Origin of the sequence: Halomonas sp. GXIMD04776 (assembly GCF_049808615.1) — a bacterium.
GTDB lineage: Bacteria > Pseudomonadota > Gammaproteobacteria > Pseudomonadales > Halomonadaceae > Modicisalibacter.
This window is the reverse complement of sequence record NZ_JBNCAN010000016.1, coordinates 72,308-90,723: the sequence shown is the minus strand read 5'-3', so window position 1 is coordinate 90,723 and position 18,416 is coordinate 72,308. Positions and strand designations below refer to the sequence as shown.

General features: G+C 58.0%; 17 protein-coding genes. 6 read left to right on the top strand and 11 right to left on the bottom strand.

Going from position 1 to position 18,416, the window contains the following annotated elements; translation table 11 throughout:
* Positions 1 to 32: 32 nt before the first annotated feature.
* Positions 33 to 1,199, top strand: a complete 1,167-nt coding sequence (sucC, locus tag ACPF7Z_RS12215; RefSeq protein WP_425193524.1) for an ADP-forming succinate--CoA ligase subunit beta — start codon at positions 33 to 35, stop codon at positions 1,197 to 1,199.
* A complete protein-coding gene (sucD, locus tag ACPF7Z_RS12210; protein WP_425193523.1) occupies positions 1,199 to 2,071 on the top strand; it encodes a succinate--CoA ligase subunit alpha in 873 nt (290 codons plus the stop codon). The genes sucC and sucD overlap by 1 nt, the downstream gene beginning before the upstream one ends.
* Positions 2,072 to 2,223: 152 nt before the next feature.
* On the opposite strand, the gene ACPF7Z_RS12205 is transcribed toward sucD, so the two are convergent.
* The 4 genes from ACPF7Z_RS12205 to ACPF7Z_RS12190 all read right to left on the bottom strand — a co-directional run bounded on the left by ACPF7Z_RS12205 (position 2,224) and on the right by ACPF7Z_RS12190 (position 7,763).
* Complete coding sequence (locus ACPF7Z_RS12205; protein ID WP_425193522.1) at positions 2,224 to 4,107, bottom strand: alginate biosynthesis protein; 1,884 nt, start codon at positions 4,105 to 4,107, stop codon at positions 2,224 to 2,226.
* A 537-nt stretch (positions 4,108 to 4,644) separates the two neighbouring features.
* The gene (locus ACPF7Z_RS12200; protein ID WP_425193521.1) at positions 4,645 to 6,585 is read right to left on the bottom strand and encodes an exoribonuclease II; all 1,941 of its coding nucleotides are present in this window, start codon (positions 6,583 to 6,585) and stop codon (positions 4,645 to 4,647) included.
* Between the two features lie 177 nt (positions 6,586 to 6,762).
* Positions 6,763 to 7,392 (bottom strand): NAD(P)H-binding protein, encoded by a 630-nt coding sequence (locus ACPF7Z_RS12195; RefSeq protein WP_425193520.1) that lies wholly within the window; start codon positions 7,390 to 7,392, stop codon positions 6,763 to 6,765.
* Complete coding sequence (locus ACPF7Z_RS12190) at positions 7,392 to 7,763, bottom strand: TraR/DksA family transcriptional regulator (protein ID WP_425193519.1); 372 nt, start codon at positions 7,761 to 7,763, stop codon at positions 7,392 to 7,394. The genes ACPF7Z_RS12195 and ACPF7Z_RS12190 overlap by 1 nt, the downstream gene beginning before the upstream one ends.
* A 69-nt stretch (positions 7,764 to 7,832) precedes the next feature.
* On the opposite strand from ACPF7Z_RS12190, the gene ACPF7Z_RS12185 reads away from it, so the two are divergent.
* Both ACPF7Z_RS12185 and ACPF7Z_RS12180 read left to right on the top strand, forming a co-directional pair.
* The gene (locus ACPF7Z_RS12185; protein WP_425193518.1) at positions 7,833 to 8,660 is read left to right on the top strand and encodes a Cof-type HAD-IIB family hydrolase; all 828 of its coding nucleotides are present in this window, start codon (positions 7,833 to 7,835) and stop codon (positions 8,658 to 8,660) included.
* A 98-nt stretch (positions 8,661 to 8,758) separates the two neighbouring features.
* Positions 8,759 to 9,856 (top strand): AI-2E family transporter, encoded by a 1,098-nt coding sequence (locus tag ACPF7Z_RS12180; RefSeq protein ID WP_425193517.1) that lies wholly within the window; start codon positions 8,759 to 8,761, stop codon positions 9,854 to 9,856.
* A 66-nt stretch (positions 9,857 to 9,922) separates the two neighbouring features.
* On the opposite strand, the gene ACPF7Z_RS12175 is transcribed toward ACPF7Z_RS12180, so the two are convergent.
* The 6 genes from ACPF7Z_RS12175 to ACPF7Z_RS12150 form a co-directional block, all read right to left on the bottom strand.
* Entirely contained in the window at positions 9,923 to 10,363 is a 441-nt protein-coding gene (locus tag ACPF7Z_RS12175; RefSeq protein ID WP_425193516.1) for a universal stress protein, read from the bottom strand.
* 84 nt (positions 10,364 to 10,447) lie between these two features.
* Positions 10,448 to 11,488, bottom strand: a complete 1,041-nt coding sequence (locus ACPF7Z_RS12170; protein WP_425193515.1) for a TIGR01620 family protein — start codon at positions 11,486 to 11,488, stop codon at positions 10,448 to 10,450.
* Positions 11,485 to 12,891, bottom strand: a complete 1,407-nt coding sequence (locus tag ACPF7Z_RS12165) for a YcjX family protein (RefSeq protein ID WP_425193514.1) — start codon at positions 12,889 to 12,891, stop codon at positions 11,485 to 11,487. Before ACPF7Z_RS12165 ends, ACPF7Z_RS12170 begins: the two co-directional genes overlap by 4 nt.
* Positions 12,892 to 12,915: 24 nt before the next feature.
* A complete protein-coding gene (locus ACPF7Z_RS12160) occupies positions 12,916 to 14,094 on the bottom strand; it encodes an MFS transporter (protein ID WP_425193513.1) in 1,179 nt (392 codons plus the stop codon).
* 16 nt (positions 14,095 to 14,110) lie between these two features.
* Positions 14,111 to 15,706: a solute:sodium symporter family transporter gene (locus tag ACPF7Z_RS12155; protein WP_425193512.1), complete on the bottom strand. Its 1,596-nt coding sequence runs from the start codon at positions 15,704 to 15,706 to the stop codon at positions 14,111 to 14,113.
* Between the two features lie 92 nt (positions 15,707 to 15,798).
* On the bottom strand, positions 15,799 to 16,020 hold the full coding sequence (locus ACPF7Z_RS12150; protein WP_425193511.1) for a hypothetical protein: 222 nt from the start codon (positions 16,018 to 16,020) through the stop codon (positions 15,799 to 15,801).
* Between the two features lie 109 nt (positions 16,021 to 16,129).
* Here ACPF7Z_RS12150 and ACPF7Z_RS12145 point away from each other — a divergent pair, with 109 nt between their 5' ends.
* Both ACPF7Z_RS12145 and ACPF7Z_RS12140 read left to right on the top strand, forming a co-directional pair.
* Complete coding sequence (locus ACPF7Z_RS12145; protein ID WP_425193510.1) at positions 16,130 to 16,678, top strand: DUF924 family protein; 549 nt, start codon at positions 16,130 to 16,132, stop codon at positions 16,676 to 16,678.
* Positions 16,679 to 16,753: 75 nt separating this feature from the next.
* Positions 16,754 to 16,996, top strand: coding sequence for a GlsB/YeaQ/YmgE family stress response membrane protein (locus ACPF7Z_RS12140; protein ID WP_425193509.1), 243 nt, complete (start codon positions 16,754 to 16,756; stop codon positions 16,994 to 16,996).
* Between the two features lie 79 nt (positions 16,997 to 17,075).
* Here the strand turns inward: ACPF7Z_RS12140 and gabT are convergent, their stop codons facing one another.
* Positions 17,076 to 18,374, bottom strand: coding sequence for a 4-aminobutyrate--2-oxoglutarate transaminase (gabT, locus tag ACPF7Z_RS12135; protein ID WP_425193508.1), 1,299 nt, complete (start codon positions 18,372 to 18,374; stop codon positions 17,076 to 17,078).
* Between the last annotated feature and the right edge of the window lie 42 nt (positions 18,375 to 18,416).

The window sequence follows — 18,416 nt, the reverse complement described above, 5'->3', positions numbered from 1 at the left end:
TTCGAGTCACATGCAACCAATGGCATGACACGATGAACCTTCACGAATATCAGAGCAAACAGCTGTTTGCCGACTATGGCCTGCCCGTATCCAAAGGCTTTGCCGTGGATACCCCCAGCGAAGCGGCGGATGCCTGCAAGAAGATTGGCGGCAGCATGTGGGTCGTCAAGGCCCAGGTACACGCTGGTGGCCGAGGTAAGGCGGGCGGCGTCAAGCTGGTCAAGAGCGCTGATGAAGCCAAGGCGTTCGCTGAACAATGGCTGGGCAAGAATCTCGTCACCTTCCAGACCGATGAGAACGGACAGCCGGTCTCCAAGATTCTGGTCGAGACCTGCACCGATATCGCCAATGAGCTGTATCTAGGCGCTGTCGTCGACCGTGGTACCCGGCGTGTAGTGTTCATGGCGTCCACTGAAGGTGGTGTCGAGATCGAGAAGGTTGCCGAGGAAACGCCTGAAAAAATTCTCAAGGCAGAAATCGACCCGCTGGTAGGTGCACAGCCTTATCAGGCACGGGAACTGGCCTTCGAGCTAGGTCTGAAAGGCGACCAGATCAAGCAGTTCACCAAGATATTCCTGGGGCTTTCCAAGATGTTCCAGGATAAGGATCTGGCGCTGCTCGAGATCAATCCGCTGGTCATCAACGAGCAGGGCAACCTGCACTGCCTGGATGCCAAGATCGGCCTCGACGGCAACGCGCTCTATCGTCATCCCGATCTGCAGGCCATGCGCGACCCTTCTCAGGAAGACGAGCGCGAAGCCGATGCCCAGAAGTGGGAGCTCAATTACGTCGCTCTCGACGGCAATATCGGCTGCATGGTCAATGGCGCGGGCCTGGCCATGGGCACCATGGACATCATCAAGCTCAATGGCGGTCAGCCGGCGAACTTCCTTGATGTCGGCGGTGGCGCCACCAAGGAGCGTGTTGCCGAAGCCTTCAAGATCATTCTTTCGGATACCTCGGTGAAGGCGGTTCTGGTCAATATCTTCGGCGGTATCGTGCGCTGCGACATGATCGCCGAAGGTATCATCGGGGCAGTGGAGCAGGTCGGCGTCAATGTGCCGGTCGTGGTTCGTCTGGAAGGCAACAACGCCGAGCTGGGTGCCGATAAGCTGGCGTCCAGTGGTTTGAACATCATCGCGGCTACCAGTCTGTCTGACGCTGCGCAGCAGGTGGTTAAAGCGGCGGAGGGCAAGTAATGAGTATCTTGATCGACAAAAGCACCAAGGTCATCTGTCAGGGGTTCACTGGCGGCCAGGGCACCTTCCATTCGGAGCAGGCGATCGACTACGGCACCCAGATGGTCGGTGGCGTGACCCCGGGCAAGGGTGGCCAGGAGCATCTGGGCCTGCCGGTATTCAATACGGTCAAGGAAGCCGTGAAGAAGACCGGCGCCGAGGCCTCGGTCATCTATGTGCCGGCGCCGTTCTGCAAGGACTCGATCCTCGAAGCCGCCAATGGCGGTATCAAGCTGATCGTTTGCATCACCGAAGGCATTCCGACACTGGACATGCTCGAGGCCAAGATCAAGTGCGACGAATTGGGCGTGCGTCTTATCGGCCCGAATTGCCCGGGCGTGATCACGCCGGGTGAGAGCAAGATCGGCATCATGCCGGGCCACATCCATAAGCCTGGCCGTGTGGGGATCGTGTCCCGCTCAGGCACCTTGACTTACGAAGCGGTCAAGCAGACGACCGACCATGGCTTTGGCCAATCGACCTGCGTGGGTATCGGCGGCGATCCGATTCCGGGCTCTACCTTCATCGATATCCTCGAGCTGTTCGAGAAGGACCCCAAGACCGAGGCGATCGTCATGATCGGTGAGATCGGCGGCACCGCCGAGGAAGAAGCGGCTGCCTATATCAAGGAGCATGTTTCCAAGCCGGTCGTCGCCTATATCGCGGGCGTCACCGCGCCTCCCGGTAAGCGAATGGGCCATGCCGGTGCCATCATCGCCGGCGGCAAGGGTACTGCGGATGAGAAGTTCGCGGCTCTCGAAGAAGCGGGCGTCAAGACCGTGCGTTCTCTTGCGGAAATCGGTGATGCGCTCAAGCAGGCAACCGGTTGGTAAGCTGAACCATGCACGCTCGTTAGCATTAAAAAGGCACCTTCGGGTGCCTTTTTAGTATCAAGAATGCAAAAGCAGTGAAAGTGCACTAGATCGAAAAAAGCCGAGCCCAGAACGGGCTCGGCCATGATCAGCCTTCATAGAATCATCATCCCCTAAGCGATGACATCGTCGTAGGATTGCTCATTTGTGCCGACCAATAGCGCGTTTAGGTCCGAGCCATTTCCATCCTGAATATTGACGTTGTTGGGCAGTTCAGCCTCGTCGTTATAGGTCTTGAAGACGAAGCGCCAGGATTCACCCGATTCGAGGGTATTGCTATTGTCATCGGCGATCCGATAGCCGTTTTCGTCGTCGATGATACGGCCATTCCAGAGCGTGTCTATGTCGCTGGAAAGATCAAAGGAAATCTCGGGATCGGCAATGTCTTCATCCGACGTATTTTCGACGATGATTTCGGTGACATGGCCTTTTGACCAAGTGCTCACGTGCTTGCCGATAATCGCAACATCCGACTCGGAATCGGCTTCTTCCGAAGAACCCGAGCCGTTATCGAGAATATCCGAAATGCTGGGGCGCTCGAGCTCATCACCGTCCCAGGTATCCTTGGATTTGGTGTCGAGTACGGTGCCGTCGCCGAAGACTATCTTCTCGATGTTATCCAGGGTATCCCGGCTGCCCTTGTCCTTGTGCTTGACGAATACCTCGCCATCATCGAACCAGATATCGTAGTCATCGTAATCCTGGGTGTAGCGGGCAGTATCGTCGCCATCACCGCCATCGAGGATATCGTCGCCATCGATCCAGTCGTTGCCCGGGCCTCCTTGAAGGATGTCATCGCCGTCACCGCCGTTCAGGGTATCGTTGCCCAGACCGCCGTTGAGATAGACGCCGTCATCGGAGCCATTCACATCATCATCGCGGCGGCTGCCCATGACATAATCGAAGGTGACCTCATTGGCCTCTTCATCGGTGATGGCGCCGAAGCTTTCACCCCCCGAATTGATCCAGAGCGTCGGTGACAGGTTGTCGCCGGCCTCATCACGAATGGATCTTTCCACGTGAACGGTATTGTCATGATCGCGCCCGCCATGGAAGTTGATATCCCGGTCAGTGGAGTCGATCTGAACATCATTGCCCACGGAGGAGCGCCAGGAGGCGAACAGTAGACCATGCCGCATGCCGCTGTCCGTCAGATTGGTGAAGTCGCCGTCGTAGCTCTCGTGCAACTCATAGGCATAGCCGTTACCACCACTGCCCTTGTTGAAGGAACCCTCGGCCTCGATGTCGTTGACGTCGCTATCCAGGGACTTGGAAAAGCGAAATGCCACCGAAGGCGTATCGACGACCTTGATGTCGGACAATTCGCTATCCACCGTGCCATTGAGAGAAAGCGCGCTGTAATTCTTGAGCTCCGGCATGGTGTTCTTGAAGGCGCTGGGGTCCGGATCGTCAGGTTCGAAATCGATGGTGAAGCCTTCCAGCGTGACGTCATCCACTGTTTCAAGACGCTCGACCTCAGTGTCGCCTCGGTCAAAATCGAAATGAACGCCGCGGTCTAATTTCACGCTTTTGCCATCGACGGACTCCACCTTGGCCATACTCGTGCGTAGCTCGGCATACTTCTGTTTGCGCCAGGAAGTATCGCCGATCTCGTCGAGGAACTCCGAATCGTTGTCCTGCCAGATGCGCACCGTATCGCCTGCTTCCAGGTCGTGTTCCTGATCCAGTTTCAATTGCCGTGAGCCCTTATCGATGCTTGAGGCAAGGCGACCCATGTCCCAATTCTCTTGACCATCCAGGCGCAGACCGTAGGTGTCATTCCGGTCAAGAGCCTTGTCACTGAAGGTGAGAGTCGTCTTGTCCGAGCCGGAGCCAACCAGAGAAATATCGGAGCGGGTAATGTTGATGGAGTCGTCTAAGGTGTAATTGCCTGACGAGAGCTTGATGGTGGCACCCCGAGGTGCATTATCGATGAGTTCTTCGAGTTCTCTTGCGCTGGTGTCGGTACCCGCGTGGATGGTATTGCTACTGCTCATGCACTATCTCCAGTGAACAAATGAGGCACAATAAAAAGATCGGTTGTGCCAGGTTCATTTTCATACTCAAGTCTCCCTTCAGAGACTCGGGTACGAGTCACACGATTGATGGTGTGTTGAACCTGCCTTTTTGTTTGTCCTTTCCCTGGAGTAAAGGCGAAGTCGCCGCGCATGCTAACGAGTAAGCGAACCTAGTGGCAATAGGCTGATTTTGTTGATAATGAGCATTTTTTTAATGCTAATAGAATTATGAAAGTAATTTTATTTGCTTGATCTTTATAATGCCCTGAAAAAGCAAGGTTTTAACCCTCATTAAACGTTAAAAACAGTGTTTGTAAATTAACGAGTATGTCTTATATGGTACAAAAAAAATCATTTGAATGACGTTCAGTAACACTTGAGGAGGGGGTATTACTCGCAAGAGGGTTCGACTGTCAAAAGCCTTGCAAAAAAACGACGAATACCGAGAGTTCGATATTCGTCGTGGAAATGAAAGCTGCTGGAGAGGGGAGGAGAAAAGCCAGGAAAGATGCAGGTTCAGGAAGCGGGGCGGGCAACCAACGAACGAGTATCCTCCCGAGCCTCGGTGAGTATTACCTGAATGGCATCGCCCAGCTTGAAGCGTTCTTCGTCTTCGATGTGCACACGGCCTTCCTTGTCGTCGATCACGACCTTGTCACGATCGCTGTGCATCAAGGGAGCAGGAATGAAGACGGTCGCGCCATTGGCGACGAGGCGAGCACGCATACCCCCCCGGTTGATAGCGACGATTTCAGCGTCGAAGGCTTGCTGATCCTTTGCGGCCGGCGTGAGGTAGCGTACGTAGAGCCAGTCCTTGACATCGCGCTCCGCCATACGGTTGAGCTTGCGTCGTTCGGTGAGTCGCTCGGTCAGTGCTTCGCTGGCCTCGGCAGGGGCCTGCTCATTCTTGAGTACGCGCTTGATGAGGCGGTGATTGACCATATCGCCGTACTTGCGGATCGGCGAGGTCCAGGTCGCGTAGGCGGCAAGTCCCAAGCCAAAATGCGGGCCGGGTCGCGCTGACATGCTGGTAAACCCCTGGAAGCGACGCAGACGCGCATCCAGCCAGGCATCGTTGCGCTCTTCCAGGGCACGTTTGAGTTCGCGATAGCGGGGTAATTCAAGCAAGGCTTCCCGCGCAACCTCGATCTGCTGGGCGGTGAGAAATTCCAGCGCCGCATCGGCCTTTTCGGGTTCGAAGGCGCGATGCACATTGAAGATGCCATGGCCCACCTTTTCGGCCAGCAAATCGGCACAGCAGGCATTGGCGGCAATCATTGATTCTTCGATCATACGATTGGCGATACGCCGATCCTCGATACGCACGTCGAGCACATTGCCAGCGGCGTCGAGATCGAAGACGTAATCGGGGCGATCCTTGAACACCAAGGCGTGCTGTGCCCGCCAATCGGTGCGGGCCTCAGTGATGGCCGCCAGGGCCTTGAGCTGTTCGCCAATCGCATTTTCCGGAGACCAATCCCCCTTGTTCTCGAGCCAATCCGAGACTGAGTCGTAAACAAGGCGCGCATGAGAACGCATGATGGCAGCGAAGAAACGATAGCTGCCTAGCGCCCCGTCCGCCTCGATATCCAAGGTGCAGACCAGCGCTGGACGTTCTTCGCCTTCCTTGAGCGAGCAAAGATCGTCGGCAAGAGTTTCCGGTAGCATGGTCACGTTCTGGCCCGGCAGATAGACCGTAAACGCACGAGTCTGGGCTTCCAGATCGGCGGCATGCCCCTCAGCGACATAGCCGGTGGGGTCGGCTATCGCCACGCTCAGGCGCCAGCCACCTTCGGGACGCGACTCGATATAAAGCGCATCGTCCATGTCCCGGGTCTTTTCACCATCGATGGTGAAGAAAGGCATGGCGGTGAGATCTTCCCGCTCGAGTCCTTCGTCTGCCAACGACCAATCATCGTCGGTTTGTGGGGAGGCCTGCTCCAGCGCATGGCGGGCTAGGGTGACACGCCAGGGCACTGCTGGATCGTCATGCTTGGCGATCAGTTCATCGATCTGACTGAAGAAGGCACGATCGTCCGGTTTGAGCGGATGGCGCACCAGGCGGGCGACGATCCAATCGCCGTCATCGATGCTGTCTTCATCGAGGCTGCGTTTGATGCGCGCCTTGAGCACGTTGTTGATAGAAGGATGATCGGGAATCACCGCCAGACGACCGTCACGTTTCTGCACCCGTGCGATGAAGCGATCCAGACCGGCCTCGAGCAGTTTTTCAGGTTCGACGGACTTCTTGTCGCCTTCCTCCTTGAGGACCGCTTCGACACGGTCGCCATGCAGGACCTGCTTCATGGCGGGAGGCGGCACGAAGTAGGAATCGCCATTATCGGTTTCTAGAAAGCCGAAACCACGATCGGTGCCCTTGATGACACCTTCCACGCGAGGGGTGGTTTCACGGATCTGTTGCTTGAGCTGCGCCAGCAGCGCGTTGTTCTGCAGCATGAGGACGTCGTTACGGTTGGCGGGGGTAGGGTGCTACTATACGGATTCGGGCCGCCGTCGCCAATCCTGACCCTGTAACCACAGCCCTATAACCACAGTCCGGGCATCGGGGTGGGGCGGCGACCCAGTAGCGAATGCGATCAGGCCGGGTTCATGGACCTGCTTCAAGGCCGGACATTAGGCAAGTACGTCGGCGATCGCACGCTCACCGTCGAGTAGCATGAACTCTCGATCGAGGAGATGACGATTCTGGACCAGGTGCAGCAGGGCATGGGCGACATTCGCGCGAGAGACCCGGTTGTCCCCGGCTTCTTCCAGCGACCCCGCAACGTGCTGACTGGCCTGCTCGTCGGTCAGACGCCCCGGCTTCAGGATCACATGGGGGACGCGGGCGGCGCGCAAGTGAGCGTCGGCGGCATGCTTCGCGGCCATATAAGGGCGCATTTTATCGGGGGCTACCAGCGGCTCTTCGGCACGCAGCGCGCTGACCATCACGAAACGCGACAGGCCAAGTTCGCTTGCTAGATCGGTGGCCCGCACCGCGCCGTGCAGGTCGATCATCAGTGTCTTGTCGGGCCCGGTGTGCGGCCCGGATCCCGCAGCGAAAACGACCTGATCGCAACCATAGAAGGCATGGCGAAGATTGCCTTCCAGGTCGGCGATAACGGTTTCGATACTGCGCTCTTGAAACCAGCGCTGCTGATTGCTATCTCGGATCATGGCTCTGACCGGCACGCCATCGGCCTTGGCCAGTTCACAGAATTGACGGCCTATCTTGCCGTTGGCTCCAATTACCAGTGTCTTCATCATGATCTCCTCGTTGATGGATGAGACGAACGCTCGCGATGGCTGGCGCAATCGATACACAAGGTGATCGCCGGATCCGCCGCGAGTCGGCCCTCGGCGATCATTTCACCGCATTCCAGACATTCGCCATAGTCATCTTCCTCTATGCGGGTCAGAGCAGCCTGAATCAAGGCCAGCCGTGCCTGCGCACGGGCATCGGATGCCTGGGCCATGGCCTGACCCTGCAAGGCATCCATGCGCGACAGGCGGCCGGTACGGCTCTGATCCAACTCGACGGTTGCGCTCGCTTCATCGCGGCTATCCGCGTCCGCCAGCAGTTGCTCGCGCTCGGCTTTCAGGCGCTGGCGCAGTGTGTCCTGATCGATGCTCATGGCTGGAATCCCCCAATGATCTTGATTCGCGCTACTCTGTCGTCTGCTTTGAATGCCTTAGGATATCTCATGTCTCCTCACCTCATCGTCTCGGACCTCGACAATACGTTACTCAATGCCGAACACACCCTTGACCCTTTAACCATCGAGACCTTCCAGGCGCTGGCGGCACGTGGTCATTACCTGGCGCTGGCCTCCGGTCGTCACTTTCACGATATCCGTGAATTTCGCCGACGACTCGGGGTTGAAGCGTATATTCTCAGTGCCAATGGCGCTCACTTATACGCCCCCAACGATGCGTTGATTGCCGAGCAGTGGGTACCCGGCGAGCAGGTACGGGAACTGATACGCATGCCCCGAGATACCGATATCCGTTTGAACTTATACACGGTGGACGACTGGTTGATCGATGCCCCGGCGCCGCAATTGTTGGCGCTACATGCGCATACCGGGTTTGGATACCAGGTGGCCGATTTGCACGCCCATGATGGTGAAGGCGTGGGCAAGGTGCTGTTCATTGGCGATCCTGAAAAAATCGCAGCGCTGGAGGCAGGCATTCATACCGGCATGAGTAGTTCCTTGCATGTGACGTACTCGATGGCGAACTCTCTTGAAATCATGGCAGAGGGCGTCCATAAGGGGGGTGCGCTCAAACGTCTCCTGCGTCATCTCGATCTGCCACCTTCAAGCTGTCTGGCCTTTGGTGACAATCTCAATGATGCGGAAATGCTAAGCATTGCAGGGCAGGGCTTCGTCATGGCCAATGCCCATCCGGAATTGTCCCGACGGGTGCCCCAAGCAACACGGATTGAATCAAATCGTCAAAGCGGCGTTGCTAGGCGACTACGCCTTCATTTCGATCTTGATCAGGCAGCTCTTGGCAAGCTCGAGGAATGAACTGCGCCTGGTGATTGGAGTAGAGCGCAAGATGTCTCACTAAGGGTGATCGGTTCTTGACCGGTCGAATGGAATGTCTCGGGACAAGGAGTGTCATTATGTCGGAATCAGGAAAGCACTCTTTGAGTGACTATGCGCGGCGGGTCTGGGTGGCGGTGGGCATCGTGGTAGCCTCGCTGATCCTTTTGCTGTTGCTCTGGTTCAGCGCCAATGTGTTGTTGATGGTGTTTGCGGCTCTGCTGGTAACGCTATTTTTCTCTATTCCCACCAACTATCTGCATCAGAGAAGTCCTTTATCCAGAAGGCTTGCCCTGCTTGTAGTCATGCTTGTGTTCCTGGCACTACTTGCCGGCTTTATCCTGAATTTTGCACTGGGAATGAGTCAGGAATTCGAGCGGCTGCTGAAGATTCTGCCGAACTCCTGGTCCAGCCTGGAGGAGCTCATACTGCAATATCCTCTGGGTAAGGAAGCCATTGATCGTTTCGAGCAGTTCGCCAATCAATTTTCTGTGCCCAGTGGCGCCATAAACAGCTGGTCGTCCCAATTATCAAAGGTATTATCCTCGACGCTGGGCGCACTGCTCAATGTTTTTGCCGTAGTGCTGATCGGCCTGTTCGTGCTCCTCGAGCCGGATAGCTATAAAAAAGGCGTACTGGTACTTTTCGCACCCAGTAAGCGCGACGAAGCGAGAGACTTTCTGGATCTGGTCTATTACAAGTTGACCTGGTGGCTGCTTGGACGCTTGATCTCGATGAGCGTCATCGGACTGCTTTTTGGTCTGGGCCTATGGGTACTGGGCGTACCTATGGCGCTTTCCCTGGGTATTTTAGCGGGACTTCTATCCTTCATTCCTTACCTGGGGCCTGCGCTGGCAGCAATACCCGCATTGCTGGTGGCTTTTACTCAAGGCTCGACCACCATGCTTTACGTGGGCTTACTCTATCTGGCCATCCAGTTTCTCGAGAGCAACATCGTGACGCCCCTCGTTCAGCGCAAAGCGGTCAGTATTCCTCCCGCCTTACTGTTGATCGTGCAGCTTTTACTGGGGGTTTATACGGGCATTCTCGGGCTCTTGCTGTCGGAGCCGCTGATCGTCTTGAGCATGCTGGTTGTCCAGCGTTTCTATGTGAAAGAGTGGCTTGAAGACAAGAAACCGGCCGAGGCCAGAGAAGAAATCATCGAGGAGCAGGAGTGATGCCTTGCTCCTCGAGAAGGTGACTAGACGTGATAAAAGTGTCCAGAAGTTATCAGATAACTGTATTCAGCGCACGGTAATGACGTTGCATTTCGCCGTGTGAGCGACACGATGCGAGACGCTACCGATGATCAGACCGGTGATGTTGCTCAGACCACGGCTGCCCATCACGATCGTATCCGAATTGGTTTTCTTGGCTTCTTCGATGATGATTCGAGCAGGGTCGCCTTGACGCAACGACCCTTGGACGTCGGTCATGCCGCGTTCCTTGGCTGCTTGCTTGGCGGCCTCGAGTGACTTGCGTCCGGCGCGTTCGAGTTCTTCCGAAGAAGCCTCCATGGATACCGCGCTCATGCCCCAGACCAGCATGGTATCCCGGGAAAGACGCTCCGGGATGTGCAGGATGTGCAGTGATGCATTATCGACACGCGCCAACTTGCAGGCCACATCCAGCGCTTTCTTGGCGCCTTCCGAGCCGTCGACGGGAACCAGAATCTTCTTGAACATGCCACTCTCCTTGATCGTAAGGGCGCTCAGCCATCAGGTTCAGTGTAGTGTTTTGGGTGCCCATCGACATGATTCGGATCAAGATCATGGCGGGTTGTCGCGCGTGCTGGGTGTTTCCAGGCGCCGAAGCCGTTGCCAGAGTTCGCTGCGCAGATCCGCCATGCGGGGCGCTTCACCTTCTTCGAAGGGCAGCGGGCGCGTCACCCGCAGGGCGCGCAAGCCAAGCCGTGCCGATAACAGCCCGACGCCCAGCCCTTGCCCGGCCCGAGTCGACAGCTTGCCGGCCACATTCATCGAAAATAGATCCATGCTGGCATCGGCGGCCATTTCACTGGCGCCGGCAAACGCCATGTTGGACAGCACATTGCGAAACAGGCGCAGACGACTGGCGTACCCCAGCTCGAGACCGTATAGCGCGGCGATACGATCCAGCATCGCCAGGTTGCGCCAGGACACCAGCATCATGTCGATCAGCGTCAAGGGGCTGATCGCGACCATAACCGCAGTGTCGCTGGCCATGCGCGAGATCAAGCGGCGGGCCTCCCGATCTCTGGGAGCGAGCAGATGGTGTGCCAGTAACTGGCGCGTTTCGTTGGCGTCGTGATGGGGTTCATGAGCCTGAATGAAGGCTTGCCAATGCGGATCATCCTGGTTCATGCGCATCTGTTCGCGTAGATGATCCGCCAGTTTTCGCCCATCACGACCCGAGCGTCCTTCCAGGGTTTCCAGATCGCGACGCAGTGCCGAGTGGCGGCGTAGTCGGCGCAGTCGCCATAACTCCCGCAGCAGCGCCATGCCGCCCAGCCCCAGGGCCAGAATACCGAGAAGGCTCCAGGCGCCGCTCAAGAGATCACCACTCATCGATGACGCATAGAGTGTTTGTCCTAGCTCCACGATGCCGAGGGTCAGGGTGCCGGACAGCAGTGCCAGAAGCCCCCAGCGTCGTTTGCGTGGGCGTGCCAGGCTACGAGCAAGCGCCGTGTCGATGTTCGCGGATGGTGCTTCGTCCTCCACGGGTCGCGAACTCAGCTCGACGGCATAGTGCTCGGCGGGACGTGGATCCTGATGAGTGGCATGGCCGGGGTCATCCAGGGTAAAGCGCTGATGGGGCCGAGGGTCGTTCATGTCAGTTTGTCTCCGAGCAGCCAGTCGAGAGCGGCGTCCATGCGAATGTGCGGCAGGCCCTCGCCACGAACGTCCTGGGAAAGAGGGCGAAAGGCATTGAAAGCGAAGCCTTGACGTGCCCAGAAGTCGTGACGAGGTAGACGTGTAGGCACCTCGCCAGGGAATATCAGCGTCTCTTCGCCGTTCAGGGTCACGCCACGCAGCGCCTGGGTACGCGTGCCCTTATGCTCTACTTCATGAGCCTGGGTCGCCCGGATCGACGCCAGGGAAAGCGCCTTGACCGGAACATCGGCGAACCGCAGATCCTTGATCGGCTCGGCCAGCAGCGCTTCGAGCAGGGTCACCAGATTGGGGTGTTGTTCCGGGGTGACGTGATCGGCCTTGGTGGCGGCAATGGCCAGCCGATCGATGCGCGGCGCGAACAATCGTGAAAGTAGGCTGCGCTGCCCGTAATCAAAGCTCTGCATCAGCGTGGCCAATGCCCGGGAGAGATCCTCGAAGCGTTCCGGGCCGGCATTGAGCGCTCCTAGTACATCGACCAGCACGATCTGACGATCGAAACGTCGGAAGTGCTCGCGGTAGAAAGGTTTGACCACATGCTGCTGATAATAGGCAAAACGCCTCGCCAAGGTGTGATAAACGCTCTCTTTGGGTAGAGCGTCGAGATGCTTGCGATCGTCCTTATCCAGCCCCGGCAGAGGGAAGAATTGCAGGACCGGAGCGCCCTCGAGGTCTCCGGGCAGCAGAAAACGCCCAGGCTGCAGGTCCGCAAAGCCGGCTTCCCGGGCGGCGCGCAACGACTCGGCGTAGTGCTCGGCGATAGTCGCAAGTTCCGCTTCGTCCGCCTCTGCGGCTGGGTCGAGCGCTGCGACCGCATCCAGCCAGTCGCTGGCCATGGCGCGACGTTCCGGGCTCAAGGTCCTCTGCTGGCGCTGGCTCCAGCTGAAATAGTCGTGTTCCAGTAGTGGCAGGTCCAGCAGCCATTCCCCCGGATAATCGAATAGATCCAGCGTCAAGGTGGCGTTGCTGCTGCCCAGACCGCCGAATAAGCCCGAGCGCTCCGGTCGATAGCGAATGATCAGGCGTAACTCACTGATGCCGCGAGTCGGCTCAGGCCATTGTGGTGGTGTGCCGTCGAGGCTGGCCATGGCCTGGTCGTAGGGAAAGCGTGGCACGCCCAGATCCTTCTGGGCGATGCGTTGAGCCCCCATCAGACGCCCTTCCCGGGCCGCCGGTAACAGGTCCAAACGTGCCTCCAACCCGGCATGGCGCAATTGATAGACCAGCGAGGTGAGAAAAGCCGTCTTGCCGGCCCGAGACAGACCGGTGACCGCCAGGCGTAGCTGGCGGTCCCGGCCGCGTTCGATGAGGTTATTGAATTCGCGGGCCAGGGTGTGACGCATGGCACTTGGGTTCCGAATCGAGAGTTAGTGTTCAATCTGCGGGCGGCGGTCGGCTTTGACAAGATGCTGCCAGAGCAGGATTGCCACGGGCATCAGCGCGAGCGGTAGCAGCAGCCGGTTGAGGCCTTCCCAGCCGAGGCTGGCCTCCAGTGGCCCGGCGAAGAGTGATGTCAGGCCTACCGTAGTGAATACCAGAAACTCGTTGGTCGCCTGGGTGCGGGCCTTTTCCGAGGCGCGATAGGTCTCGGTCAAAAGCCCTGTGGCGGGTAGAAATGTCAGATTCCAGCCAAGTCCCAGCAGTATCAAGGCCGAATAATAGCCATACAAAGTAACGGAAAATTGTGCCAGCACGCCGCAGCCTGCCAGCAGCAAGCAACCGACGACAATCATTGTTCGTGCACCATAGCGTGCCGTCAGACGCCCGGTAAAGAAGGCGGGCACGAACATGGCCAGCACATGCCATTGGATGGTGGTGGCAACATGATCGAAATGAAACCCGGCCCGCTGCATGGCCAGGGGCGTTGCGGTCATGGCCAGGTTCATCACGCCATAGCCGATCAACCCGGCCGAGGCGGCGACGATGAAGAGAGGTTGACGCAGGATCTCGAACAGCGGGCGGGTCGGACCTTCATCATGGGTCGCCTGAGGGGGCGGTAGATGAATGAAAGCCAGAATGATCAATGCCAGGACATACAGTAGTCCCAAGCCGAGGAAACTCCCGAGAAACGGTGTCGCGAACAGATCCTGGCTGGAACGTGCCAGCCAGGGGCCAAGAACTGCGGCCAGCACGCCGCCTCCCATGACCAGTCCGATGGCGCGATCACGCAGCTCGACGGAGGTGGCCTCCACGGCAGCAAAGCGGTAGAGCATGCCGAACCCGATGCCGATACCGATCAGCCAGGTACCCAGCATGAAGCCTAGAAACTGCTCGCCTACCAGCGCCAGGCTGGCTACCGCGACTCCACTCAAGCCGATCAGATTGCCCAGCAAGAAGCCACGCTTGCGTCCCAATCGGGCCATGATCAACGATGCCGGAATGGTCGCGCACATCAAGCCCAACCATTGGGTCGCCACCGGAGCAGTGGCCCAGGCCGGCCCGGGGGCAAGCTGGGCGCCGATCAGTGGCGATACCGCAATCAATAGAATGTTGCCGCTGACCAGCAATGCCTGGCACAGCGACAACAAGGTGACGGTCAACGGCATGATGTTGCTCCAGCACTCAGCCTGCGAAGGCGATATAGATCGCAATGACCAAAATCACCAGCACGATGCCCGCCGGTATCGCGCCTTTCCAGGGCGTGAGGTCGACCTGACCGCTGTCTTCGTGAACCCAGGCGGTGGCGCGGGGACGAAGCTTGCCCAGCAGTAACATCATCGCCACCAGAGCCACGAAGACCAGGCTCACGAAATGAAAATCGTGAACAACGTCCAAAAGCCCGGTAAAGGGCGGTACGAAGTAGACCAGACCGATGATCGCGCAGCCGCCGATCAGGGCGATCTTGGCGCCAAGGGCCGGCACCCGCTTGGTCAGCAGACCCACGATGACCACGGCCAGAATGGGAATGAAATACATGGCGTTCATCTTCTGCAGATAGCCGAATAGGCTTTCCTGGCCGGCCAGCAGCGGTGCGATGGTCATCGCCGCAACGGCCATGATCCAACCGAAGATCTTACCCACGCGCACGACCTGCTCTTCGCTGGCGTCTTTCTTGAGCACGTCCTTGTACAGGCCCAGGCTGAACAGGGTAGTGGTGCTGTTGAGCGCCGAGTTGAAGGAGGAAAGAATGGCGCCGACCATGACCGCCGCAAAGAAACCGGTCAGATAAGGGGGAAGCACGTTGAAGACCAGATGGCCGTAGGCCTCGTCGGCACGAATGCCCTCATCGGCGTAAAGCTGGTACGCGATGATGCCGGGCAGTACCAGATACAAGGGCCCGAGCAGCTTGAACAATCCGGTCAGCAGCACGCCTTTCTGGCCTTCGGCAAGGTTCTTGGCGGCGAAGGTGCGCTGAATGATCTGTTGGTTGGTGGTCCAGTAGAACAGGTTGATCAGAAAGACCCCGGTGAACAGCGTGGCGAAGGGTACCTGTTGGCCCTCTTGACCGATGGAGTTGAGCTTGTCGGGGTTGCTCTGCTTGAGTGCTTCCCAGCCCGCCAGCACTCCGCCGTCATCGCTTACCGCCTGGAGGCCGAAATAGACGATCACGAAGCCACCGATCAGCAGGCCGACGCCATTCAGGGTGTCCGAGACGGCAACGGTGCGAAGCCCTCCGAACAAGGCATAGATCGAGCCAATGATGCCGACGATCCATACCGTTGCCCAGAGCAAAGTGGTATTCGATTCGATGCCGGTCAGCCCCTCTAGATCGAGCATGCCCTGCAACCCTACCGCCCCGGAATAGAGGATGATCGGCAGCAGGATCACTGCATAGGCGATCAGGAAGATGATGTTACAGATAAGCTGAGTCGTTTCGTCGAAGCGGATTCGCAGCAACTGCGGCACCGTGGCGATGCCGCTGCGCAGAAAACGCGGCAGGAAGAACAGGGCCAGCGCCACCAGCGCGATGACCGCTACCACTTCCCAGGCCATGACACTCAACCCATCGGTAAAGGCCGCGCCATTGAGCCCCACCATCTGTTCAGTGGATAGGTTGGTCATCAACAGCGACCCGGCAATCAACGGAAAGGTCAGGCTGCGGCCGGCGAGAAAGTAACCGCGGGTGCTGCTGTGATCGTCACGCCGGGTAACGATCCAGGTGATCAGGGCGACCAGCCCGGTAAAGAATAGAAACGACAAAAGCGTGAGGGTATGCATCGTTTACATCCTTGTGTGCATTTGTTGATGTAGGTATCGGGGCTACAGCATATCGCTGTTGCGACGTGCCCGCGAATCCTGGTCAGGCATGCTTATCCTGGCGGCAGAGTGGTTACCGGGGCGGGGGGCGGGACAAGCCCAAACAATTGCGCCAGCAGCGGGCTGGCAGCAATGAGAAAGCCGAGCCCGGCAATAAGATAACCCAGGGTGCGTCGGGAAGGGCGTCGTGTCAGGGTCAAACCTGCCAGGCAAGTGACGATACCGATGATGTTCAATAGGTAACCGGCCATTTCCATGAATTGGGCAAAGGACATCATGACTCCTGACTATCGGCGGATTGTGATCAAGCGAAGGTTGGGCCTGGGGCGCGCTTGAACTAATCTGATTCTATTCATAACAGCAACTCGACGGAGATCGCATGCAATGACCGATTCCCCTGCGCAAGCGGTACTGCATTTCTGGTTCGATGAAGCCACGCCTCGGCAGTGGTTCAGTAAGGATAACGCCTTCGATCGTAAAATCACCGAGCGTTTTTCGCCATTGCTTGATGCCGCCGTTGCCGGTGAGCTGTGGATGTGGCGCCGTTCTCCCCAGGGACGTTTGGCGGAGATTCTGGTCCTCGATCAATTCTCGCGCAACATCCATCGTGGTCAGGCAGCAGCTTTTGCTCAGGACCCCCAGGCCCTGGCCTTGGCTCAGGAGGCGGTGGCGGCGCGGGCCGATCGCCATCTCAAGGTGGCGCAGCGGGCGTTTCTTTATATGCCTTACATGCACAGTGAATCGCTACGTATTCACGATGAAGCACTGCGACTTTTCGATCAGGCGGGGCTCGAGGACAATCTCAAGCATGAGCGGCGTCATCGTGACATCCTCGAGCGCTTCGGGCGCTATCCTCACCGCAACGAGGTGCTAGGACGTGAGTCGAGCGTTGAAGAACAGGCATTTCTGCAACAGCCCGGCTCGTCTTTTTAATCGGTTTGTGGCTGAACCGTTTTGTGGCAGGCTAGGATCTTTATTTCTTCATGGACGATGCAAGGGAGATGAGCGATGGGATTGATTCTATGGTTGATCATCGGCGGGCTGGCAGGCTGGATCGCCGGTAACATCATGCGGGGTGGTGGTTTCGGTATCTTCGGTAACGTCGGCGTGGGTATCGTCGGCGCGGTGCTGGGCGGTTTATTGTTCAGGTTGTTGGGATTGCATGCAGGAGGCTTCATCGGCTCTCTGGTCACTGCGACCGTCGGTGCCGTCTTACTGCTCTGGATCGTGTCCAAGGTGCGCCAGGCCTGACGCAAAAAAGCGCAAAAAAACACCCCACGATCATTGATGGTCGTGGGGTGTTTTCATATGACAGCCATGTATTACGGCATCAGGCGCTGGCGGTCTGCTTGCTTCCTACCAGCTCGGTCAGTGCCTGCTCGATGATGGCGAAGCCTTCCTCGAGTATCTTGTCTTCGATGGTGACGGGCATCAAGAAGCGAATGGTGTTGCCGTACATGCCACAGGAGAGCAGAACCAATCCATTCTTACGCGCCTTCTTGCACAGTGCGCCGGCGAGTTCGGCATTCGGGGTATGGTTGGCCTTGTCGGATACCAGGTCGAAGGCCGCCATAGCGCCCAGGTTGCGCACGTTGTCGATGCAGTCGAACTGCTGCTGCCACTGACCGAAGCGCTTGGCCAGCTTGTCACCCAGCGCCTGGCTCTTCTCGAGGATGTTTTCTTCCTCGAACACCTCGAGTACCGCCAGGACTGCCGCGCAGGAGACCGGGCTGCCGGTATAGGTGCCGCCCAGAGAGTTGCCGCCGGACGCGTCCATGTGCTTATCGGTGCCGACGACGGCGGAGATCGGCATGCCGTCGCCCATGCTCTTGGCCATGGTCATGATGTCCGGCTCCACGCCGCTGTGCTCGATGGCGAACATCTTGCCGGTGCGTCCGAAGCCGCTTTGCACCTCATCCACGATCATCAGCATGCCGTGCTCATCGCAGATGTCGCGGATCGCCTTCAAGAAGCTCGTCGGTGCCGCATAGAAACCGCCTTCACCCAGCACCGGCTCGAGGATGATCGCCGCGGTGTCTTTGGGGTTGGCATCGGTTCTCAAGGCCATCTTCAGGCCGCGCAGGGCCTCGTCTTCGCTGACGCCGTGATAGGGCACCGGGTAGGGCGCCCGGAAGACCGTGCCCGGCATGGGCCCGAAATCCGTCTGGTAGGGGTTGACCTTGCCGTTCATCGCCATGGTCATGAAGGTGCGGCCATGATAGCCGCCGTCGAAGCAGATCACGTTGGTCTTGCCCGTGGCGGCACGCGCCACCTTGACGGCGTTTTCCAGTGCCTCGGCGCCGGAGTTGGCCAGCATGACCTTGGCGTGGCCGCGAACCGGTGTGATCTGGCTGAGCTTCTCCGCCACTCTCACATAGCCTTCGTAGGGCATGACGGTCTGGCAGGTGTGCATGACCTTGTCGAGTTGTGCCTTGACCGCCTCGACCACCTTGGGATGGCGATGGCCGATATTGAGTACGCCGATGCCGCCGGCGAAGTCGACGAAGCGGTTTCCGTCCGCATCCCAGATCTCGGCGTTCTCGGCGCGGTCGGCAAAATGAGCAGCAGGGCTTGCTGCGCCGCTGGCGACATAACGCTGCTTGAGTTCATTGAGTTGGGCGTTGTTCATGGTAAAACCTCCTGGTTCAAACCAAAGAGCGCAGTGGAAAAT